The sequence below is a fragment of the Parabacteroides sp. FAFU027 genome, from assembly GCF_022808675.1.
In the GTDB taxonomy this organism is placed as follows: domain Bacteria; phylum Bacteroidota; class Bacteroidia; order Bacteroidales; family UBA7332; genus CAXXIC01.
On sequence record NZ_JAKZKV010000006.1, the window covers coordinates 252,344 to 274,611 of the forward strand.

18 protein-coding genes are annotated in these 22,268 nt (G+C 44.7%); 14 read left to right on the forward strand and 4 right to left on the reverse strand.

From position 1 onward, the window contains the following. The first annotated feature begins 26 nt into the window (after window positions 1-26). From murC to MLE17_RS11370, 11 genes are all read left to right on the forward strand, one after another. On the forward strand, window positions 27-1,403 hold the full coding sequence (murC, locus tag MLE17_RS11320) for a UDP-N-acetylmuramate--L-alanine ligase (RefSeq protein WP_243348913.1): 1,377 nt from the start codon (window positions 27-29) through the stop codon (window positions 1,401-1,403). Further along, on the forward strand, window positions 1,400-2,128 hold the full coding sequence (locus MLE17_RS11325) for a cell division protein FtsQ/DivIB (protein WP_243348914.1): 729 nt from the start codon (window positions 1,400-1,402) through the stop codon (window positions 2,126-2,128). The genes murC and MLE17_RS11325 overlap by 4 nt, the downstream gene beginning before the upstream one ends. An 11-nt stretch (window positions 2,129-2,139) precedes the next feature. After that, the gene (gene ftsA, locus MLE17_RS11330; protein WP_243348915.1) at window positions 2,140-3,486 is read left to right on the forward strand and encodes a cell division protein FtsA; all 1,347 of its coding nucleotides are present in this window, start codon (window positions 2,140-2,142) and stop codon (window positions 3,484-3,486) included. Between the two features lie 12 nt (window positions 3,487-3,498). Then, complete coding sequence (gene ftsZ / locus MLE17_RS11335; RefSeq protein ID WP_243348916.1) at window positions 3,499-4,827, forward strand: cell division protein FtsZ; 1,329 nt, start codon at window positions 3,499-3,501, stop codon at window positions 4,825-4,827. Window positions 4,828-4,847: 20 nt separating this feature from the next. Beyond that, window positions 4,848-5,297, forward strand: a complete 450-nt coding sequence (locus MLE17_RS11340; protein WP_243348917.1) for a GatB/YqeY domain-containing protein — start codon at window positions 4,848-4,850, stop codon at window positions 5,295-5,297. Between the two features lie 82 nt (window positions 5,298-5,379). Next, window positions 5,380-5,970, forward strand: coding sequence for a nicotinate (nicotinamide) nucleotide adenylyltransferase (nadD, locus tag MLE17_RS11345; protein WP_243348918.1), 591 nt, complete (start codon window positions 5,380-5,382; stop codon window positions 5,968-5,970). An 89-nt stretch (window positions 5,971-6,059) separates the two neighbouring features. Next, window positions 6,060-6,818 carry an outer membrane lipoprotein-sorting protein gene (locus MLE17_RS11350; protein ID WP_243348919.1) on the forward strand — a complete coding sequence of 253 codons (759 nt, stop codon included), beginning with the start codon at window positions 6,060-6,062 and terminating at the stop codon, window positions 6,816-6,818. A gap of 11 nt (window positions 6,819-6,829) precedes the next feature. Beyond that, window positions 6,830-8,050, forward strand: coding sequence for an ABC transporter permease (locus MLE17_RS11355; protein ID WP_243348920.1), 1,221 nt, complete (start codon window positions 6,830-6,832; stop codon window positions 8,048-8,050). Window positions 8,051-8,124: 74 nt separating this feature from the next. Continuing rightward, complete coding sequence (locus MLE17_RS11360; protein ID WP_243348921.1) at window positions 8,125-9,339, forward strand: ABC transporter permease; 1,215 nt, start codon at window positions 8,125-8,127, stop codon at window positions 9,337-9,339. A gap of 357 nt (window positions 9,340-9,696) precedes the next feature. Further along, entirely contained in the window at window positions 9,697-10,389 is a 693-nt protein-coding gene (locus tag MLE17_RS11365) for an ABC transporter ATP-binding protein (RefSeq protein ID WP_243348922.1), read from the forward strand. 3 nt (window positions 10,390-10,392) lie between these two features. After that, on the forward strand, window positions 10,393-11,574 hold the full coding sequence (locus MLE17_RS11370; RefSeq protein ID WP_243348923.1) for a hypothetical protein: 1,182 nt from the start codon (window positions 10,393-10,395) through the stop codon (window positions 11,572-11,574). A 177-nt stretch (window positions 11,575-11,751) separates the two neighbouring features. Here the strand turns inward: MLE17_RS11370 and MLE17_RS11375 are convergent, their stop codons facing one another. The 4 genes from MLE17_RS11375 to MLE17_RS11390 form a co-directional block, all read right to left on the reverse strand. After that, window positions 11,752-12,657, reverse strand: a complete 906-nt coding sequence (locus tag MLE17_RS11375) for an alpha/beta hydrolase (protein ID WP_243348924.1) — start codon at window positions 12,655-12,657, stop codon at window positions 11,752-11,754. Window positions 12,658-12,928: 271 nt separating this feature from the next. Beyond that, window positions 12,929-14,884: a DUF3857 domain-containing protein gene (locus MLE17_RS11380; RefSeq protein ID WP_243348925.1), complete on the reverse strand. Its 1,956-nt coding sequence runs from the start codon at window positions 14,882-14,884 to the stop codon at window positions 12,929-12,931. A 21-nt stretch (window positions 14,885-14,905) separates the two neighbouring features. Continuing rightward, the gene (locus MLE17_RS11385) at window positions 14,906-16,858 is read right to left on the reverse strand and encodes a transglutaminase-like domain-containing protein (RefSeq protein ID WP_243348926.1); all 1,953 of its coding nucleotides are present in this window, start codon (window positions 16,856-16,858) and stop codon (window positions 14,906-14,908) included. Continuing rightward, window positions 16,845-20,135, reverse strand: coding sequence for a tetratricopeptide repeat protein (locus tag MLE17_RS11390; protein WP_243348927.1), 3,291 nt, complete (start codon window positions 20,133-20,135; stop codon window positions 16,845-16,847). Before MLE17_RS11390 ends, MLE17_RS11385 begins: the two co-directional genes overlap by 14 nt. Before the next feature lie 556 nt (window positions 20,136-20,691). Here MLE17_RS11390 and MLE17_RS11395 point away from each other — a divergent pair. From MLE17_RS11395 to MLE17_RS11405, 3 genes are all read left to right on the forward strand, one after another. Next, window positions 20,692-21,057 (forward strand): hypothetical protein, encoded by a 366-nt coding sequence (locus tag MLE17_RS11395; RefSeq protein WP_243348928.1) that lies wholly within the window; start codon window positions 20,692-20,694, stop codon window positions 21,055-21,057. Window positions 21,058-21,315: 258 nt separating this feature from the next. After that, window positions 21,316-21,765 (forward strand): hypothetical protein, encoded by a 450-nt coding sequence (locus MLE17_RS11400; RefSeq protein ID WP_243348929.1) that lies wholly within the window; start codon window positions 21,316-21,318, stop codon window positions 21,763-21,765. A gap of 79 nt (window positions 21,766-21,844) precedes the next feature. Beyond that, on the forward strand, window positions 21,845-22,252 hold the full coding sequence (locus MLE17_RS11405; RefSeq protein WP_243348930.1) for a hypothetical protein: 408 nt from the start codon (window positions 21,845-21,847) through the stop codon (window positions 22,250-22,252). Window positions 22,253-22,268 lie beyond the last annotated feature (16 nt).

Here is a 22,268-nt window from a genome sequence, read left to right on the forward strand (position 1 = left end):
TAGAGTTTTACCTATTTTTACACGAGATGAAAAGTCTGAAAGATATTAAATCGGTTTACTTTGTGGGAGCCGGCGGCATCGGAATGAGCGCGCTGGTTCGCTATTTCCTGGCTAAGGGGAAAAAAGTGGCCGGTTACGATAAAACGGCAACCGAACTGACTGCTCAGTTGATCAAGGAAGGTGCCGATATTCACTACGAAGATAACTGTTCCCTGATCCCGGCATATTGCCTGGAGAAAGAGACCACATTGGTGGTGCTTACACCGGCAGTTCCCCATGACCATTCGGAGCTGACTTATTTCAGGACCAATGGTTTCTGGATGGCCAAACGTGCGGAGGTATTGGGCGAAATCACCAATACAGACCGTGGTATATGTGTGGCAGGAACGCACGGTAAAACCACAACCTCGAGTATGACGGCTCATTTGCTGAAGCAGTCACCGGTGGATTGCAATGCTTTTTTGGGAGGAATCCTAAAGAACTACAACAGCAACCTGATGCTTTCCGATAAAAGTGACCTGACGGTGATTGAGGCTGACGAATACGATCGCTCTTTCCACTGGTTGCATCCCTATATGGCGGTGATTACCTCTTCTGATCCGGACCATTTAGATATTTATGGAACCGAGAAGGAGTATCTGAAAAGCTTTCGTATTTTCACTTCCCTGATCAAAGAGGGAGGTTGCCTGATCATGAAAAAAGGGTTGAAAGTGGAACCTGATCTGAAGTCTTCGGTAAAGCTTTATTCGTACTCCATCGAAGAGGGTGATTTTCATGCAGAGCGAGTGCGTATCGGAAACGGAACCATTGTTTTTGACTTTGTGACTCCGACCGAAACGATCAAAGATATCGAGCTGGGTGTTCCGGTTCGCATCAATATCGAGAATTCCATTGCGGCTATGGCATTGGCCTGGTTGAATGGAGTAACCGGTGACGATTTACGTAAAGGGATGGCTTCATACCGTGGAGCCAAACGCCGTTTTGATTTCTATCTGAAATCAGATAACCTGGTGGTGTTGGACGATTACGGTCATCATCCGGAAGAGGTGAAGGCCAGTATTTCATCGTTGAAACAACTTTATCCGGACCGGAAGATTACGGTGATTTTCCAGCCGCACCTGTTTACGCGCACCCGCGATTTTTATGTGGAATTTGCGGAGCATTTATCACTGGCGGATGAACTGATTTTGCTGGAAATCTACCCGGCAAGGGAGCTTCCGATTCCGGGAGTTAGCTCGGAGATTATTTTTGAGAAAGTGACTTCTCCCAAGAAGACGCTTTGTTCGAAAAAAGAACTGTTGAACCAATTACGTGGTAAGGAGTACGATGTGGTGATGACACTGGGTGCCGGAGATATCGATACTTATATTCCGCAAATTATTGATATATTGCAAGGTAAATGAAACTGATCCTGAAAATAATTGCCGTCCTGCTACTGATCGGATATGTAGCTTTTGCTGCGGTTTCCTTCTATGGAAAGCCGCGGGGAGAGGTCTGTAAAGGGCTGGACGTAATTATTGTGGACAAAAACGAAATTCACCTGATTGATGAAAAAGAGGTTATTGCGATGATCAAATACGAAGATCTTTACCCTGTGGATAAAAAAATGGGCAAGATCAATACCGAGAAGATCGAGGAATGTATCAAGAAAGACCAGTTGATTCGTGAGGTGGAATGTTTCAAAACCAATGACAACAAAATCAGGGTGTTGATAAATCAACGGATCCCGGTTTTGCGCGTGATGTCGTTATTTGGTGATTATTATATTGATAAAGAGGGAAAGGCAATGCCGATTTCCTATAAATACAGTGCCCGCTTGCCTATCGCATCGGGATTCATTCAAAAAAAACTGGCAGAAACCGACTTGTTTAGATTTGCACTATTTTTGCGCGGGAATCCATTCTGGAATGCTCAGATTCAGCAAATTGATGTTCAGCAAAATCAGGAAGTGATATTAATCCCCACGGTGGGAGAACAGAAGATATTGTTAGGTAGGCTAACTGATTTTGAAGCCAAAATGGATAACCTCTTTGCGCTTTATAAACAGGGCCTTAATCATTTCGGATGGAATAAATACAAAACAATCAATTTGCGTTATGACCGGCAAGTTATCTGCACACCCAATTAATACTTTAACCTATGGAACCTAAGGAATATATAGCAGCCATTGATTTTGGCTCATCGAAAATAGTCGGCATGGTTGGTATCAAAAACCAAAACACGCTCGAAGTGGTTGCCGTGGAGAAACACGAGACCAGTAGTTGTGTGCGCCGTGGAAATATCCACAACGTAGAAGAAGCTGCCATTCAGATGAAGAAAATAGTCAGTTTGTTGGAGAATCGAATTCACCAAAAGCTGGAAAAAATCTATGTTGGAGTCTCCGGACAGTCTGTTATTTCCCAGAATGAGAAGGCTTACATCAGAATGGAGCATGAGACACAGGTAAATGAGATTGTCATCGACAATCTGGTAGAGGCCTGTCGTTTGCACAAATCCGATAATTACGAGATTCTGGATATTATTCCCAATGAATATAAACTGGATGGAAAAAAGACGGAGATCAATCCGATAGGTGTAACTTGCACCGAAATTGAGGGCCATTTCAAGTTAATCCTTGGACGTCCTACTTTGCTGCGTAATGTAAGCCGTGTGGTGGAAGAACGTTCCGGACTGATATTGGCCGGATATAAAGTGTCACCTATGGCAGCTGCATCAGTATTACTTAGCGAGGCCGATAAGGTGCTGGGTTGTGCTTTGATAGACTTTGGAGCAGCGACTACTACCGTTTCAGTTTACAAAGACGGATTATTACGCCACATTGTCGTGATTCCTTTTGGCGGACAGGTGGTGACCCGTGATATCAGCAGTGAGAATCTGGTAGAAGCGGATGCTGAGAAGCTGAAAAACACCTATGGTAGTGCTATCTTTAATCCAGATTCTGATAATAAGATATTTAGCCCCCGTAATAGCGGCGGTGTGGATGGTCCAAAGATTGATCTTCATACGCTGAATAATATCATCGAAGCCCGAATGGTGGAGATTATCCAGAATGCGTGGGCGCAGATTGAGGCTTCAGGTTTCTCCAAACAACTGGGGGCGGGCATCTATATCACCGGTGGTGCATCTCAACTGCGCAACATTACCGACCTGATTAAACGCGAAACCGGAGTGGAGGCTAAAAAAGCCCAAATCTCCCGTCACATCACCAACGGAATGTCAACTACCGAATCAATGCAGAATCCGGCCTATGCCGTGGTACTGGGCTTGTTAATGACCGGCACGCAACCTTGTGTCAAAGTGTTACCGAAAATTGAAGTTCCGGCGGTTGTGGAAAACGATGAGGAAACAGAAGATGATGTTGAAGAAGAAGTTCAACCTGTTTTAGATACTAAAAAAGGGAAAAAGAAATCTGTATCGGAGCGACTCGGCGGTCTATTTGGCAGTCTGTTTGGTGAGATGGAGAATGACAATTCAGAAATGGCCTAATTATTCAGAACTATGGCAACAATAACTAACGATATACTGGACTTTGTTTTTACTCAGTCAAATGCCTCAATCATCAAGGTAATCGGTGTTGGTGGTGGTGGCGGTAATGCTGTTTCTCACATGTACAAAGAGGGAATCAACGACGTTTCTTTCGTACTTTGTAATACTGATAACCAGGCATTAAACAAATCTTCAATTCCTTATAAGATTCAGTTGGGAATGAAGACTACCGAAGGCCTTGGAGCCGGTAACCGTCCAGAGCGTGCCCGTGAAGCCGCAGAAGAGAGCATTGAAGATATCAACCTGATGCTGGATGATGGCACCAAAATGGTATTTATCACCGCCGGAATGGGTGGTGGCACCGGTACAGGAGCAGCTCCTGTAGTGGCCCGATTGGCAAAAGAAAAAGATATTCTGACCGTAGGAATCGTAACCATCCCTTTCCTGTTTGAAGGTGAACCGAAGATTATTCAGGCGTTGAACGGGGTAGAGGAAATGAGTAAATATGTGGATGCTCTGCTTGTGATCAATAACGAGCGACTTCGCAGCATTTACCCTGACCTTAATATCCGGAATGCTTTTGAAAAGGCTGATGATACCCTGACCGTAGCTGCTAAAAGTATTGCTGAGATTATTACCAATCCGGGTATCGTCAACCTTGACTTTGCCGATGTTCGTACCATCCTGAAAGACGGGGGCGTTGCCATCATGAGTACCGGTTACGGAGAAGGTGACCGTCGTGTGGAGTTGGCGATTGAAGATGCTCTGAACTCACCATTGCTCAATAACAACAATCCGTTCGGAGCCCGCAAGGTGTTGTTTAACCTTTACTCAAGCGAGCAAAATCCGGTGAAAATGGAGGAGATGGCTCAGGTGCACGAGTTCATGAATAAATTTGACCAACAGAAGATTGAGGTGATCTGGGGGGTTGCGATTGACGATTCTCTGGGTGATTCTGTTAAACTGGCGCTTTTGGCAACCGGATTCGAAATGTCGAATATCCCCGGTATGGTGGAGAAAAACGAAAAGATCCGCAAAGAACAGGAAGCCATCGATCAGGAAGAGCAACGCAAACGCGAAGAGATGATTCGTGTGGTGTATGGCTCGGCAGCAGTGGCAAACCGTGGACGACTGAGACCCAAACCTGTTATCCTGTCAAACGTGCAACTTGATGATGATGCTGTGATTGAGCAGTTGGAACAAACTCCTGCCTATAACCGGGAACCGAGTTTTGTGAATAAGTTTGCGACTCATGCACAAGCACCAGCAGCACCGGCATTCATCCAGGAGAAAAAAACTCCTGAAGCACCAAAATCATCCGATAACAAAATCGTTTTTTAACCCAATAATATTTTTCGAAAATGAATCTTTTTGATCAAATAAGCGCAGACATCAAAGCTGCTATGCTGGCTAAAGATAAAATCAAACTTGAAGCTTTACGCGGTGTAAAGAAAGAGTTCATCGAGGCTAAAACCGCTAAAGGCGCTGACGGCGACCTTTCTGATGATGTAGCAAACAAAATCCTTCAGAAAATGGTGAAACAGCGTAAGGAGAGCGCTTCTATTTATACCACTCAGAATCGTCCTGACCTGGCTGAAAAAGAGTTGGAAGAAGCTGCGGTCATCGAAGCCTATTTGCCTAAACAGATGAGTGCGGAAGAGCTGGAAGATGCTCTTAAAGTAATCATCGCAGAAGTGGGTGCTACAAGTGCAAAAGAGATGGGTAAAGTAATGGGTGTTGCTTCAAAACAGCTTGCAGGTAAAGCTGATGGCAAACTGATTTCTGAAACCGTAAAGAAACTGTTGGCATAATACTATCGCCTTCCCCAATTAAAATATTTCAGCGCTGCTTTGGAAAAACGGGGGCAGCGTTTGTTCTATAAAAAGCGTTTTTATGAAACGAACCGGCATTTTCTCAGGATCGTTTAATCCTATTCATATCGGTCACCTGGCATTGGCCAATTACATGTGCGAGTTTGAATCGCTCGATGAGGTGTGGTTTGTGGTTTCTCCCCATAATCCGTTGAAAAACAGTGATGATCTACTGGAGGATGATCTTCGTCTGAAGTGGGTTGAAACAGCCATCGGTACTTATGACCGTTTTCAGGCATCGGACATCGAATTTGCATTGCCCCGTCCGTCATTTACCTTCAATACCCTACAGGCATTGGAGGAGCAGTATCCCGACCATGAATTTGTCCTGATCATCGGAGCGGATAACTGGCTTTGCTTTGACCAGTGGAAAGATTATGACCGCATTCTGGCAGAATATCCGGTACTGATCTATCCGCGCAAAGGATTTGAGATTGATCCGTTGAGCCTTCCGGCTGATGTGATTCTGACCAATGCCCCGCAGATCGAGATTTCATCTACATTTATCCGGAAGTCATTGGCAGAGGGGAAGGATGTCCGTTTCTTTGTGCCTGCCCATCTGGCTGAAGAGATTGCCCTAAGCTATAAGAATCACCCGTTTACCGCAGAATAGTCCTGTTCCGATAAACAATATCCCTAAGCGTCCGTTTCTAATGGTAGAATCGGACGTTTTTTGTTTAATACCATAAATGACTGACCTTCATGAAGAACACCGGCATTATTATCAGCTTATTACTTCTCCCTGTTTTTACCTTAAACCTGAAAGCCCAGACGTTAACAGCTACTGAAATCATTCAGAAAGCGGATAATAAGTCGCGGGGAAAAAGCAGTCAGGGAACGATGACACTAACAATTGTCCGCCCCGACTGGAAACGAAGCCTGACCTTTACGGCCTGGACCAAAGGACGTGATTATTCATTGATATACATTTCCGCACCGGCAAAGGAGAAGGGACAGGTATTTCTGAAACGCGGTAAAGAGATGTGGAACTGGATGCCCTCTATCGAACGGTTGATCAAGATACCACCGTCTATGATGATGCAGTCGTGGATGGGTTCGGATTTTACCAATGACGATTTGGTCAAAGAGTCTTCCATTATCCATGATTATACCCATAAACTACTTGGGGAGGAGCTGGTACGCGATCAGCTCTGTTACAAAATCGAACTGGTACCCTTGCCCGATGCTCCTGTCGTTTGGGGAAAGATACTAACCTGGGTCTCTAAAAACGGTTTTGATATGTGGAAAGCCGTCTATTATGATGAAGACCAGCAGCCTGTCAATACGATGAATGCCTATAATCTGAAACAGATGGGTGACCGCACGATTCTTACCACGATGGAGATTATTCCTGCGAATAAGAAAGGCAACAAAACCATCCTTCAAATCAATAATTTAGTGTTTGACCAGCCGATATCTGACAGTTTCTTTACCCAACAGAATATGAAGAAAGTCAGGTAAATAATATCCTTATGACTGACCTGTTCAAACTGGCCTGGCGCAATCTCTGGCGCAATAAACGCCGGACATTGATAACGACTGCTTCCGTTTTTTTCGGGGTAGTCTTTGCTACGTTTGTCAGTTCCATGCAGGAGGGCTCCTATGCGCAATACATTCAGGCGATTGTCAGCTTTTATTCGGGATACATTCAGGTCCACCAGAAAGGGTATTGGGAGGATAGGACGATCAATAACCTGCTGGCTGATTCGCCTCAACTCGATTCTGCCATTAGTCGCATACCCCATGTAACTGTCGTTTCTCCGCGATTGGAGAATTTTGCATTGGCTTCATCTAAGGATTTGACAAAAGGAGCGTTGGTTTCAGGTATTTCTCCGGAAAAGGAAGACCGTATCTCCCGCCTTTCCCGCAAAATCATTCAGGGAAAATATCTGAAGAATGGCGAATCGGGAGTGATGATTGGCAGTGAACTAGCCCGGTATCTTAGACTTGGAGTTGGCGATACATTGGTGTTGATTAGCCAGGGCTATCACGGTACGAGTGCAGCCGGCAAATACCCTGTTCGTGGAATCATGCACCTGGCCTCACCTGAGCTTGACCGGACGTTGGTGTACATGGATATCCGGGAGTGCCAGATGCTTTTCTCGGCAGAAAAGCGATTAACCTCTTTGGTAATCATGGTGCCTGATGATAGCTATGTAACCGATGTGCAGCAGGAAATAAAGAAGCGAATCGGAGGTTCATTCGAAGTGATGAACTGGAAGGAGATGAACAGCCTTCTGCTCAAACAAATCGAAAGTGACCGCGCCGGTGGATGGATCGAAAAAGGCATTCTTTACATGATCATTGGGTTCGGTATATTGGGCACTATCATGATGATGATGGCCGAGCGCCGGAAGGAGTTTGGTGTGATGATGGCGGTAGGAACACAGAAATACCGGTTAGCCCTGATGGTAGTGATGGAGACAGTGTTCATCGGACTGCTGGGGACTGTTGCCGGGATTCTGGGCAGTCTTCCCGCGATTGCCTATTTCGTCGATCACCCGATTCCCTTTACCGGACAGGGAGGAGAGATGTTGAAACAGATGGGATTCGAGCCCTATATGTGGTTTTCGATTGAACCCGGTCTCTTCTTTAAGCAGGCATTGATTATTTTCCTGTTTACCCTCATCATCGGACTTTATCCGGTCTATCTTATCAGCCGGTTGAAGATTGTCAAAGCATTAAAAGGATAATAGACAAAAGAACCAAGATGTTAGAACTAAGATGTAAGACTGTAGATAATTCAGTCCCTCATTCCTTATAACCTATGATACCTGTACTGGCATGGCGAAATATCTGGCGGAATAAGCTGCGGAGTCTCGTGGTGATTGTTTCAGTGATGCTGGGGATATTCTCCGGGATATTCCTCATTGCCCTGACTAATGGAATGGTGAAGGATCGGGTAGATACCATCATCGGACTGGAGGTGTCACATATTCAGATTCACCGGCCCGGGTTTCAGCAAAATACGGAAACGAAGCTCTATATGCCGGAAGCGTCCCGGATGGTCAGTGATATCAAGAGACTCCCCCGGGTAAAAGCCTCTTCCAAACGCTGGGTGCTCAATGCGATGATATCTTCAGCCGAGACAGGTACAGGGGTAAAACTGGTCGGCATTGACCCGGCGGATGAAAAGCTGGTGACGATACTACATCAGAAAGTGGTTTCCGGTGAATATTTCCCCGAGCGATCCCGCAATGCTCTGTTGATCGGCGAACGCCTAGCGAAGAAGCTCAAAGTTGACCTGAAGAATAAATGCATCATTACCTTGCAGGATGCGGATAACAACATCACAGCGGGGGCTTTCCGTGTCGTGGGGATTTATCGGACGGAGAATTACATGTATGACGAGTCGGTGGTGTTCGTCCGAAACCGGGATGTGTCGCGGCTGGTTAATCTACCCGAAACCGCAGCCCATGAAGTGGCGGTATTGCTCAAAGACGATGCATTTACCCCTCAGCTTAAACAGACTTTGGCGAAACGTTATCCCCATCTGGAAGTGCAGGAGTGGCAACAGTTGAGTCCCGAGGCCGGTTATCTGGTGAGCATCATGAGCCAGTATATGATTATCATCATGGTGGTCATCTTGTTGGCACTCTGTTTCGGGATCATCAATACGATGCTGATGGTGGTGCTCGAACGCGTTCATGAACTGGGCATGCTGATGGCTATCGGAATGAATCGCCGGAGGATTTTTGGGATGATTATGCTGGAGACCATCTTCCTGTCGCTCACCGGTGGTGCATTGGGAATGGGTGTTGGCTCTTTGGTGATTCACCATTATTACCTGAATGGATTGGACCTTTACTTTTGGAAGGAGGCTTATGAGAGCATCGGCTATTCTTCGGTCATCCATCCCTTTATTGCGGCAAAAGACCTGATACAGACCACGTCGATGATTATTGTCACCGGTATTCTGTCGGCACTCTATCCGGCCTATAAAGCGTTGAAAATAAATCCCGCCGATGCGATAAGGAGTTGAAAACAAGTCTGAAGCGAAAGTACAGAATTGAATAATACCGATACTTTCACAATGAGAGGTTGTGTGAAAACTAGCTCCCGACCCCTCCCGACCTCCCCAAAGTGGGGAGGAGTGGTGCAAACAACACCGTATTTTGGTTAAATCGGTCAATAAATGTGCTGATTTACCTGTTTTTACTGCTGCAAAGCCCCCTCCCGATAGCTATCGGGAGGGGGCTTTGGGGGGCGGACAGGCAAAGAGACTTGAGTTTTTTGTGAGTTTTCACACAGCCTCAATGAGCGAAAGGGTCGGGTTCGCTACTCGAAAGACTCGCTCATAGCGAGCCTTTCGATAAAGACAACAGTAAAATAGTACATCATGAAAATCATCGAAATCAATCATCTGCATAAAATATATGACCCGAATACGCTGCCGGTGTATGCGGTCAATGGCATCGACCTGAGTTTTGAAGCAGGGGAATTTGCCGCTATCGTGGGACCTTCCGGTTCGGGAAAGACGACTCTGCTCAACATAATGGGCGGATTGGATAATCCGACCGAAGGAGAGGTGATTATTGACCGGGTAAATATCGGTCACCTCAGCAACCGGCAGAAGACCAATTTTCGGATGAATCACATCGGCTTTGTCTTTCAGGCGTACAACCTGATTCCGGTGTTTACGGCGCTGGAGAATGTGGAGTTTGTGATGCAATTGCAGGGAATGCCGAAGAAAGAGCGTGAACGCCGGGCGAAGGAACTTCTTGAAGCTGTAGGGCTGAGCGATAAGATGAATAACCGTCCGGCCAAACTTTCCGGAGGACAACAACAACGGGTGGCAGTGGCACGGGCATTGGCCTCGAAGCCGAAGTTTATCCTTGCAGACGAACCGACGGCTAACCTTGACTCCCGTTCGACCGAAAACCTGTTGGAGATTATGGAGAAGCTCAATCACGAAGAGAACATCACCTTTATCTTCTCCACGCACGACCAGCGGGTGGTTAGTAAGGCGCACCGCGTGATTACTCTGGTGGATGGCAAGATTGAATCGGATGAACTGAATATCCCTTTTTAGCAAATGAAATTGTTGAGGCGAAATATCTGGTATGGGCTTATGCTTTGTGGATGGTTGGTCTGTATAACGATGCTTCAGGCACAGGATTCCATTCCCCGCAACTGGTCGGTGAGCGGTTATCTGACCAATATGCAGTCGGTGATGTTTAATAATTGGCAGGAAAATTGGGTTACCGACAACCTGTTCCACAACCGCCTGAACCTGAACTGGCATACTTCTGATAAACGTTGGAATGTGGAGCTTGACCTTCGCAACCGTCTGCTCTATGGGGAATCGGTCAAGCTCATTCCCAACTATAAGGCGATGGTGGGAGCGGATGATAACTGGCTGAAGCTCTCCGGAACCATCGCTTCGGGGAAAAGCTACCTGCTGCACTCTGCTATTGACCGGGCTTATCTCGATTATAATGCCGGGAAAACGCAGGTGCGCCTCGGTCGTCAGCGCATCAACTGGGGACAGTGCATGGCGTGGAATCCCAACGACCTCTTCAATGCCTACTCCTTCTTTGATTTCGATTATGTGGAAAAGCCGGGGAGTGATGCTGTACGGTTGCAGTATTACCCATCGGGCACTTCGACCGTGGAGCTTGCCGCGAAGGCTAATGCAGAGAAGAAGATGACTGCCGCAGCCCTGTACCGAGCGAATCGTTGGGGGTATGATATCCAGTTGCTCGGGGGAGTGTTCAATGAGCAGGACTGGGTGCTTGGCGCAGGGTGGACGGGTAGCCTCGGTGGCGCTTCGTTTAGCGGGGAGTGCTCATACTTTCATCCCCGGCAGCATTTTGCTGATACTACCGGCCTGTTTGTCGCTTCGGTGGGGGCATTGTATGTGTTCCGCAATTCGCTGAGCCTGCAAGGCGAGGTGCTTTATAATCCGCTGAAAGGAAACAAACCTGCATCATTCAATTCATTCTACCTCTCCCAACTTTCGCCCAAACAGCTCTCCGTCTCCGAATGGAACGTGCTGATTCAGGGCAGTTATCCCGTTACTCCTTTGTTTAATGCCTCATTTGCGGCCATGTGGTTTCCCGGATTGAATGGTTATTTCGTAGGGCCGACCCTGAGCTATTCGATTGCAGAAAACTTTGAACTTTCGCTGATTACCCAGTCGTTTGTAGGAAAATTATCGGGTGGTCAGCAGGAGCATGTGCATTTGGGGTTTGTGAGGGTGAAGTGGAATTGGTGATGTTCTTCTTCTTTTCGTTACAAGTCAGAGATTTGTTTTCAAAGAAAGCGTAAGCGGATCCATACGCTTAACGGTGAGTTTTTGGTAATTATTTGAGCAGGAATGTATGGACTTCAGCATAAAAAAGGCGATCGTTTAGATCGCCTTGGTTGATATTAAAAACCGGATTGGGTAGATTTATAAATTGTCTTTGAAGAAGCAGACTGTTTTTTTAATGAATAATTCATGTTCTACAATTTCAGGAGCCTTATCAGAACCATGTTCTGCTTTTTCTACAATCCAGAGTTCTCGAACATTGCTTTTGACATTAGAAAGAATTTCTATCGAGTTTTCTTTTGGAGTACGAATATCTTTCTCTCCAACAACTAAAAATATAGGCTTTCTAAATGTACTCCAATTATTTCTTGGTGAATATTTATCCATCCCTTCTGGACAAAATAAGGTTCTTTTTGGTACTAGTTTCTGTAACCCAGGTGTGACGCTTTTATAATCTGTAAATATTCCTCTTGCAACGATAGCCTTAATTTCAGGTCGTTGTGAAGCAATGGCAAATGATAAAAAAGCTCCTGTGGAATAACCAAATACACCAATGCGATTAGAATCAACAATTGGAATCTGTTTTGCAAAATCAACTATTGCATTATAATCAGTAATAAACTCCGGATAAACAAGATAATCAGTATTTATCGGAAAATATTGACTTTGACCAAAGCCGCGCCAGTCAAATGTTATCACATTAAACCCATATTGGCAATAGCGATATGCTAAACTCACATTTGGATACATGTTACCTGCGTCTCCATTACAAATAATTATAGTTGGTCTTTTAGCATTGTCTATAACATATGGTCTTTGGAGAGGTTCTTTTGCTCCTTCACCAAACAGAGAATCAATAGATGGAGCTGTTTGTGCAGGACAGAACCAGGCATTTAATGTATAACCATCTTTTGTTTTCACCTTATATTCTTTATACATTAATCCATATCTACTTGGTGTAATTAAATATGCAGTCGTATCTGGTTTAAGAGAATATGCATTAGAGACGAATAATAAAGATGCTATTAGAATTATTGTGAATTTCATATTTGGTTGATTACTAGATTGTAACTTTCGAATTATAAAATGAATACTTGTCCGTGATTTTATAATAAGGGGTATTTAAATATCTGCACTTCAGAATCTCGACAATTTCCTTTTCATTTTATTCATCGAAAAAGACTTATGCGAAAAGACGTTTTTACTTAGAATTTGGATTTCTCCGTAATATCCCCTCCTTAGCCTCTTTAGATGTCTATCTAATGAATTTTTATATGCACATTTAAGAAAGGGCAACCTTTGTGGTCGCCCATTCTCATCAAATCTTCTTCAGCAATATCGTTCTTTTATTGAAGTCGGCAGAAGCGTTGATCACGTTGCGGAACTCATCGTAGCGGCTGGCCGGATAGCTCTCTTCCATATAATATTCATCGGAGGTGATGACCAGCTGGTCGTTTTTGATCTCCGCTTGCGAGGTGAAGATGCAACTGGTCTTTCCTTCGTTTTTCATCTCCACGTGCATATTCAGGTTCTCGGGATTAGCCACCTTATAGCCCTGTGGGATATTGAATACAATTTTGCGGTAATATTTGTGCAGGGCCCCGATGTGGACGGGGATTGTCCTTGATTTCTCCTGGTAAAGCTCCCCCTGCTGTCCGATAGTCTCCCCGATGTGGAAGATGAGGTCTTTGCCTGCATTTTCCAACAACGAATTCGCCGTCAGATCCACCATCCAGGTGATTGGTTTTACTCCGATGTTGTCCGGTGATTCATTGCTAACCTGATAATTGTTGATTACCGAATTCTCTTTGCCCATACTGAAGAAGGAGGAAACGACCTCTTTCTTCTTCTCCTCATTCAGGTAATTGAAGAACGACTGGAAGGTTTGTCCCAATGCCCCTTTGGTCTGGCGTTTAACCTGAGCCGAAACAACCGACTCAGCAGGATTTACATTCACGACTACATCAATCGTGTCGGTGTTGAGGGAGCAGTCGTGGATCGGAATCCGGCGGATATCGTAAGCCAAAGACTTCAGCTTGTCGCTGTAACTGATCGGACGCAGGAAGAGGCCGTATTGTCCCTGGTAATCGGTAGGGATCAGTCCCAGACGGTAATCCGGAAAGCCGGGCGCCATGTATTGATTGATGGCAGGGAAATAGACCAGGTAGTCATCGAGGAAGTTCATGCAGTTGAAGTCCGGGTCGAAAGGACGGGTCTCGTTATTCCCGGTCTCTACAAACTCAAAGTTGATGTTTGCCGCATTCAGCAAAGCCACCATAATTCGCACCGCACCGTAGTGATTGGCCTGTTTGAGGCGGATCATCTCGCTCAGCTCCTTCTGTGCGTTGATCTCCTTCGAGATAGCAATGTTCTTCTTCACCCAGTTTTCAATGCTCCGGATTTGTTGGGTCAGATCTCCGGTGGGCGGATTGATTTGTGCCAACAATGACAGGATGGTCGCTTTGTCTTTAGCTGAAAGGTCAAAGAGGCGGTTGTAAGTGTTTTCGCTCGCCGTCTTCCACGAATTGAGACGAAGGGCAGAACGGTAATGGTTGTATGCCATCGTGTATTCGAAACGCATCAGGCTCGCTTTGTAGTTAGCATACTTAACCTTCTCTTCCACCGCGGGAATGTATTTTACAGAGGCTTTCTGATAGGTTTTCTCCTCGTTGGAAGTATTTAGGGTAAATGCGGGAAACCCGTTATACCCCTTGATCTGATAAGAGAGTTTCGACGGATAGGCAAAGATGATCTCAACATTCGCTTTCGGGATATCATCCTGGATGTAATAGCCCGAATAGGCGTCAAACTCCTTGCGAAGGGTATAGAAGTACTCAATCTGTCCGCCCACCTCTGCGCCTTCGATGGCGAACGTTTTATAATCGCCGTCATTTTCCAGGTTGGCAATCTGCTTGATGCTCTCCTTGGGCAGGTTGGTGATTTTACCGCTTGGAGAGATGAAGCGGGCCTGGATATTGAGGATTTCGAGCACGTTATTCAGGGGAATATAGATCTTGTTGTAATGATCCAGCGCATCGTGCGAATCCACCTTTATCTTTTTGTGAAAGACGTAAACCTCTTCGAAGATGTTTTGCTTGTTGAGGAATACTTCGGTGATGCGCCGTTCGAGCGTGACGGCAGCGCCGTTAACGCATTTGATGGTGTCGCTCTTATTGTCGGAAGGGTAGGTGTTCCAGTTGTAGCTTCCGAATTCGGTTTGCCCGAATAAAACCATCGGGAGGACCAGCAAGGTCAGGAAAAATATCTTTCTCATAGGATTCAATGTTTTGCGGAATTAATTCTTTTCAAGGATAATGGTGTTTCGGTAAGCCTGTTTCATCAGGTTGACCATTTTGTAAAACTCAGCGATATCGTTGCCTTTGAGCAAAAGCTGGTTGTAGATGTGGGTGCTGCTCATCACGATCCGGTTGCCCTGCTTCTCGTATTTCTGGGTGTAGCTGAATTTCGGGCTGTCGTATGTCGTGGCATTGGGCACATCGGTTACCTTTAGCTGTTTGGGGATATCGAGGATACAGACCAGATTGTGCTTCATCGGCATTTCAAATTCGATCGGCATCTTCCGGTCTTTCTTCAGCTCGGTATTGTTGAGGCTCTTTTCGATATTCATATTCAGGTAAGAGCTGTTGTTTCCTGTGGTGATGTAATCGGGAATCTGAAACTCGAAGCGGATCTTCAACGGCTGATCGATCTCCTTCAGGTCGGAGGTTTCGATACGGGTAATGGTAAACTTATCGCTCGGTTTGGCAAAAACATCCTCCCACAGGGTGCTGTACTTCTCCTTTTCTGTCCGTGCAAACCGGGCAATGATCTCCGACTTTTTTTCGCCATCGAAAACGGAGATGCCGCTTCCTTTCAACATTCCGTTTTCAATCCGGAGATGAATGGTGTCATTGACAGTATTCACCGATGGTGCGCAGAAGGGGATGCGGTAAAGCTGATACTCCTTTTCGTTTTTGGAAATGATACACTCCTTGCCCTGAATGGCGGAAGGGACATCTTCCATCCGGAGGTACTGCGTGGTTCCGTCCAGTAAGACAGGTTGGTTTTGTTCATTCCACCACACCGCGATCATGTGATTGCCGGCAGAGATGGTGGGGTATTCCGAATACTTGTAAGGCAAATGCCTTGTGCCTAACCAGGCCAGGGATGCGGGTTGCTTGATGGCACGCAACATGGAGGTAAGCAGGCTCGACTTGTCTTTGCAGTCGCCGTATCTCCGGCTCAACACCAAAGAAGCCTCCCTCGGCACCAATCCGTTGGAACCATCCTCGATAGCGATGTAACGGATGTTGTTTTGCACCCATTTGTATATCGCACGCACCTTTTCCCGCGGCGATTGTATCCCTGCGGTGATGGAGTCGGCAATGGCTTTTACTTCCGGAGATTCCGTCAGGTTCAATTTGCTGATGTTGGCGTACTCCACTTTGTAAAGATCATCCAGGGTAAGGACATGCCGGGTCGTTTTGCCCTTAAACTCCGACTCCGCAATCTGCACCACGATTTGGGGAACATAATAACGGATATTAGGAGCCAGACGGTCGTGATCGTATCCCTTCGGACAAGTGCTTGTCCAGCGGTAAGTGATCTCATCTCCTTTTGTTGATTGGGAAAAACGGATGCGCGTGGTATCCTCTCCGAAGAGGTGATAGGTGATCTTCACGCTGGCAGGGAATGTTACCGAAAACTCGGCCTGCTCCACCGGATAGCTGCTGTCGAAATAAAACCAGAGCGGATAGTTGGGATCTTTGATCTCGACTTCGGTGTTTTTGCAACGTTTGCCCCCTTTGCCCGGTGCGGGAAAGTTGAAGTTGTAGCAATAGACGTCATCAAAGTAGGAGTCATCCACTTCGGTCGTCTTGACAAACTTCGAAACGGGAACTTTCCGGAATTTCTCCTGCTCGGGAATCAGACTGTAGGCCTCAAGCTTTTTGATTTCTGTCTTACCGTTGAAGAACTCCTTCGAGTCAGTGTACAACGAAGCGCTCTCCTCCAGAATCATCTCTACGCTCGACTCTTTCATCCGGATCTGAGGAACGCCCGATTTCTTATCCTGGGTGATCGTAACCTCGCATTTATCCAGCAAGCCGATGATCTGCTCTTTTGGATACTTAGCCTGGTATTGAGCCAGCTCGGTAGCCGGTTGTGCCAGGGCAGGAATGATTCCTATCCCCAGGCAACCGGCAAGAAGCAAGCCTTTATACCCCTGTTTTAATTTATCGGATATCATAGATCTCGTCATTTTCATAGAATAGTGTTTCGGTTAGCTTTCCGGTCTTGTCATACACCAGCCATTTGCCGCTCTTCTTATCCGCCAGGTATTCACCCTCCATCTCTTTCTGTCCGTTTTCAAAATAAGAGACGTAATGACCGTTGCGGTTGTCGTTCCGGTATTCGCTGGTCTCTTTCAGTTTACCTGAAGCATAATAATATTTGTTTGTACCGTTCAGCGCATCGTTGACAAAAGTGCGTTCGCGCATCACATTACCATTCGGATAATAGTTGACATTCACACCATCGAATATTCCTTTTTTCAACGGTACTTTAGCCGATAGTTTTCCGTTTGGATAGTAGCAAAGCAGATCCGAGTTGAATTGAGATATAGGTTGCTCTTTCAGCAGATTGTTTTTGTTATCGCGGTAAGAGATGCCGGTCAGGTTCTGTTTGAAATAGTGCAGGCTAAACATCCAGGTGCTGTCCGGTGCGAAGTAGTCCGTATTTCCCTGACGTTCTCCATCTTCAAAGTTAATCTGGCGGAATACCTTGCCATTCGGATAAAACTCCTGATAAAGTCCCTGCTCTTTTCCGTTTTCATAAATCGTTTTGAAATCCGGTTTCCCGTTTTCAAAAGAATAGTGCACACCTTCCGGCTCATTCATGATATAGTTTTGCTCGTCGCTCTTTACACCGTGGTAATCCCAATTGGTTGACAATCCCTGCTCTTTGCCAAAGAGGTAATGCTGGCGGCTTTTCAATTTTCCATTCGGATAATAGGTCTCCTGGATACCGTTTCGCTCGTTGTCACAAATGGAGATTTTAGCTTTCACCTTTCCATTCGGATAGTGCTGGATGTAGTTGAGGGAGTCGTATTCAAACTTCAGATCGTCACTCACTTTACCCTGAAGGTCAAAGTAAATCTCTTCGGTTTGCTCTCCATTACGGTTAAACCGTTCTTCGAGCAACAGTTTGCCTGAAGGGCTATAACTCATACGGCGACCCACCAGATGATTGTCCTTGTAAAATCCGCGGCTTTGCAGCGAATCGTTGCTATAGTAAGAGAGAGACTCTCCGGTATATCCCTCTTTGTCGTAATAACCATGCGCTCTGAGGTGGCCGTTAGCATAATAGAGGTTGTAAGGGCCGACAACCCGGTTACTGTCACAGCTATATGCCGTCTTTATTGAACCATCGTAGAAGTAACCTTTCTGACTTCCCGATTGCATGCCATCTTTCCAGTTTTCCTCTTCAAGCACAACACCGGCAGGCGTGTATGTTTTCCAGTTGCCCTCTTTTTTCCCTTTTCTGTAAACGCCCTCTTGTCTTAGAGAGCCATCCGGATAATAAGATTTGAAAGGCAGCTCGCCGTTCTGGTTTGTTGCCGCATATAATTTCTTACCGCTTTTGTCAAACCATTCCAGCTGCATAATCTCATCCTCCTTGTAATTGAGAATGCCTTGTTTAGCCCCATCAGGGAAATAGAAAGTCTGGACGCCGGTCAGTTTTCCGGCTTTGTAGCTTTCAGAAAGCGAAAGAAGTTTTCCGTTACGGTCATATTCGCGATATGTTCCGGTCAGTTCTCCCGACTCATCATACTCCCCTTCCAGTTTTTTCACTCCGTTGGCATGATAAGTCACAAATTTCCCCGTTGCTTTATCTGCTTTGTGATTGAAGACAGATTCCGGTTTGCCATTGGCATACCATCTTTTCACGGAACCTTCCAGTAAACTGTCTTTATAGAATGCTTCGGTTTTGAGGCCTCCGCTTAACCATTTCTCGGTACAAGGACCCTCTTTCTTACCATTCTTATATGCGGTTTCGCGTTGGAGTCCGTCGCCATATTCTACCTCAAGCAGGGTTCCTTCGCTCTTGTCATTCTTATACGGATGGCGGAAAAGCAACTTGCCGCACGAGGTATATTCTTCCTCCATACCTTCCCGTTTTCCGTTGAGGCGTGGATAAATACCCGATTTCACCCCATTGGGATGATAGGTGATATTTTGTCCGTCCAGCTCATCGTTTTTATAATTCAGATCTTGCTTGACCGGACCCTGCTCCCAAAAGAGAAGCCACTTTCCTTCTATTTTGTCCTCTTTATAGACGCCTTCCTCTGAACGGCCGCCTTCATCGTTGACCACTACCCAATGACCTTCTTTGGAAGGTTTGTTTCCCTCTTTGAGCATACCCAGGCTTTCCAGATCGCCGTTATCATCGAAATGATATTGCTTGATCTGTTTCTGCTCATTATCCGTAGAGAATCCATATTCGCGCCAGTTGTTCAGTTTCTGTTTCGAACGTGCTACAAACCGATCATACTGTTTCTTGTTTTTCTTGATCCAGTCAGTGACGGTTTTATCCTCCGTATTCTGGAAGAAGTAATAGGTGTAAGTCTCAAAATCATTCTCCTTCATCAAATCCGCGAAGAAGCGCACGTAACACTGGTTGTAAAACGAAGGGTCATTCCCCTCGAATGCCATTTTGCGAAACAACATCAGCGACTGTCGCGTGGTGATATAGTTGATCTTAAAGTTATAAGGAAAGTCATTCTTGAAGGCCAGTTCCGAATTAAGCAATCCGGTCAGCTCATCCCATTTTTCATGTTTAAGATCTTTCGGATAGCTATATTGATAAGGATGAGAGATGGAGTCGTTTTCTCCGGTTACCGCCTTTTCGAAGCTCGATATATTCCGGTTTGAAGTATTTAACAGTACCCCCATGTTATAAGCCAGAAAAGCCTGCGCTTTGCGCCCCATGATATAGTTGGCCTTGGCCAGCGCCATGTGTGAAGAGGAGTGGTAAGGATTGTATTTCAAGCCGGTGATGAGAAGCTCTTCGGCTTTTTGCGGATCATTATTATTGAGGTAACATACAGCCAGGTTAAAGATCAACCGTTGATTGTATGGCCAGCGCTTATAGGCAGCATTCAGCCATTGAATCGCTTCCCCGGTCTTGCCCATATCATCAAGCAGATTCCCTTTAAGAGTAGCTGTGTTGGGATCGTTGGGGTTGAGGGATTCCGCTTCAAGGCATTTCAGGTAAGCCGGTTCCGCCTTGTCGGAATTACTGTAGGTAAGGGCTGTTTCGTAGCAGGCCCACGCATAGTCGGGATCACACGGACTCACCCGGCCAAACATCCGGATGGCTTCGTCATACTTGCCGTTGTCGTTCAGCTCAATACCTTTCTTGATGATTTCATTGCCGGAAGCCGGAATGGTGTCCTTCGCCTGTGCATTTGCCTCAAACGCGCAAATGGAAATACAGGCTAATGGAAGCAGAAAAAACTTCTTCATACTTAATGTTATTTCAGGAATTATTGATGTCTTTGAATGATCTGTTTCAGAAAATAGGAAATGATAAGCTATGATAGGTATCAGATTGTAAAACTGAACAAATATAATTAAAGTATTTTCCCCTAAAAGGGATAGAATTGCTTTTTTGTAAATAAATGTCGAAAAGAATGTGTTGTGAGAGGAGAATAGGTGAAATTAGGAGTTGTATATCAAAGCACTTTCTGTTTTGATCGCTTGCTATTATACATAGAGTCATGGTTGTATAGCAAAAGATCAAACATAATAAGCAGATGCCTTTGCATGCTTTTATAAGCCCTTGCATGTTTTACATATCCAAAAACAAGTTATGCAAAAGGCTTTGTTCAATTAACATAGCTCTATGTTCGTTTTACATTGAGCTATGCTTGTTATGCAAAGGGGCATACATAACATGCAGAAGCTTTTGCATGTTTTGTAAAAGGCTATGCATGTTTTGTAAAGAGTCACTCACAATTAGCAGACGCCTTTGCTTGTTTTGCATGAAGCTTTGCATGTTTTGCAGAGCCAAAAACAAATTATGCAAGAGGCTTTACATAATCTACATAGACCTATGTTCATTTTACATAGAGCTATGTTTGTTTTACATGGAGCTTTGCATGTTTTGCATAGTGGCATGCATAACTTGCAGAAGCCTATGTTTGTTTTGCATAAGGCCATGCCTGTTTTGCAAAGCCAAGAACAAGTTATGCAAAAGGCTTTGCATAACTTGCAGAAGCCCTTGCGTGTTTTGTGTACGGCTTTACATGTTTTGCAAAGCCAAAAACAAGTTATGCAAAAGGCCTTGCGTAACTTGCAGAAGCCTTTACAAGTTTTGCAAAGGGCTTTGCATGTTATGCAAACAACTGTTTGGTATTTAGTATTTGTCTGTAATTTAGTAATATAGCGAAAATGGGTGGTTTTTAGTCCTGTTTGAGCGTCGTTTTTTGTTATGAGATTAATTTAGAACACAGAATCTTGATGATTGAATAAAATGTTTAATTTTAGAGCGGAAATAGTTTGTTGTTGGATTGGAAGTTCTGACAATATTAAGGAGATAGGATTGCAAATCTCATCGACGTTTCCGCTAATTCCTTCGGTGTATATATCCGATGGGACAAGATAGAACAACCTAAAATACCAGAAATCCAAATTCCTTAATCCAATGAATAAAATATTTTTGATTTTAGTCTTCTTGATTGGTTTGATCTCAGGTGGCTGTAATAGTAAATCTAAAATCAAAGAAGAGATAAAGCATCTAGAAGATACGACTTCCCTTGCTCGAACAGAAAAGAAGGAGGGTTTTGACGTTTTTTTTAATCGGTTTCAAAAAGACTCGGTTTTTCAAAAAGACAGGATTGTTTTTCCTCTTAAAAACCTTTCGTATAACACTGAAACAAATTCATTTGATGAAAAGATGATTAATAAAAAAGAATGGACATTCACTGATTTCTCGAAGCTGCCTAAAAAATACTTGAAGAGTATTACTAAGTTAAGTGATGATGAGTTCGATTATAATATTCAAATTGAAGATACTGGAGTTAGTGTAATGTATATTTTCAAGATCTATAACGACAAATGGTATTTGGTTGTGATAAAAGATGAAAGTACCTAATTATGATAGCCCTTGTCACATAGGAGTATTAAAGAGGTAGGATTGAAATTCCATTGGCGGTTTCGCTAATTCCTTCGGTATGGATACCTGGCGGGATAGGGATAAGGGTTTAGTGGTGTTCGAAACAAAATATTTTAGGATGAAAGTGAATTTGAAATATTGTTTGTTCGGTTTTTCTTTTGCAGTCCTTATTGCTTTTTACTTTGTGGATAAAGACTGCTTTATGAAAAACAGAGTGTTAAGACATAAATTATGGGAGTATGATAGTGGAGCCGACTTTGGGGATTTTATTTATATTGACGACATGATCCGTTTTGACGGTAATAAGATGGTTTTTCGTCATAAATGTGTTGATAAATATAATCAGGAAGTCTTAATCTTGAAATGGCAATATTTTAGTTGTATGAAAGTTCAAGACCCTAAGAAAGGCGAAACTGCAATATATTGTATGAAAGGGGCAAATTGGATGGATTATATTCTTAAATAGGATATTCAGATGAATA

Coding starts and splice junctions, on each gene's coding strand:
- MLE17_RS11350 (WP_243348919.1), top strand. CDS start 6,060: ATGAAGAACACCGGCATTATTATCAGCTTATTACTTCTCCCTGTTTTT.
- MLE17_RS11380 (WP_243348925.1), bottom strand. CDS start 14,884: ATGAGAAAGATATTTTTCCTGACCTTGCTGGTCCTCCCGATGGTTTTA.
- MLE17_RS11400 (WP_243348929.1), top strand. CDS start 21,316: ATGAATAAAATATTTTTGATTTTAGTCTTCTTGATTGGTTTGATCTCA.
- MLE17_RS11340 (WP_243348917.1), top strand. CDS start 4,848: ATGAATCTTTTTGATCAAATAAGCGCAGACATCAAAGCTGCTATGCTG.
- murC (WP_243348913.1), top strand. CDS start 27: ATGAAAAGTCTGAAAGATATTAAATCGGTTTACTTTGTGGGAGCCGGC.
- MLE17_RS11325 (WP_243348914.1), top strand. CDS start 1,400: ATGAAACTGATCCTGAAAATAATTGCCGTCCTGCTACTGATCGGATAT.
- MLE17_RS11385 (WP_243348926.1), bottom strand. CDS start 16,858: ATGATATCCGATAAATTAAAACAGGGGTATAAAGGCTTGCTTCTTGCC.
- nadD (WP_243348918.1), top strand. CDS start 5,380: ATGAAACGAACCGGCATTTTCTCAGGATCGTTTAATCCTATTCATATC.
- MLE17_RS11370 (WP_243348923.1), top strand. CDS start 10,393: ATGAAATTGTTGAGGCGAAATATCTGGTATGGGCTTATGCTTTGTGGA.
- MLE17_RS11390 (WP_243348927.1), bottom strand. CDS start 20,135: ATGAAGAAGTTTTTTCTGCTTCCATTAGCCTGTATTTCCATTTGCGCG.
- ftsZ (WP_243348916.1), top strand. CDS start 3,499: ATGGCAACAATAACTAACGATATACTGGACTTTGTTTTTACTCAGTCA.
- MLE17_RS11365 (WP_243348922.1), top strand. CDS start 9,697: ATGAAAATCATCGAAATCAATCATCTGCATAAAATATATGACCCGAAT.
- MLE17_RS11360 (WP_243348921.1), top strand. CDS start 8,125: ATGATACCTGTACTGGCATGGCGAAATATCTGGCGGAATAAGCTGCGG.
- MLE17_RS11355 (WP_243348920.1), top strand. CDS start 6,830: ATGACTGACCTGTTCAAACTGGCCTGGCGCAATCTCTGGCGCAATAAA.
- ftsA (WP_243348915.1), top strand. CDS start 2,140: ATGGAACCTAAGGAATATATAGCAGCCATTGATTTTGGCTCATCGAAA.
- MLE17_RS11395 (WP_243348928.1), top strand. CDS start 20,692: ATGCAAGAGGCTTTACATAATCTACATAGACCTATGTTCATTTTACAT.
- MLE17_RS11375 (WP_243348924.1), bottom strand. CDS start 12,657: ATGAAATTCACAATAATTCTAATAGCATCTTTATTATTCGTCTCTAAT.
- MLE17_RS11405 (WP_243348930.1), top strand. CDS start 21,845: ATGGATACCTGGCGGGATAGGGATAAGGGTTTAGTGGTGTTCGAAACA.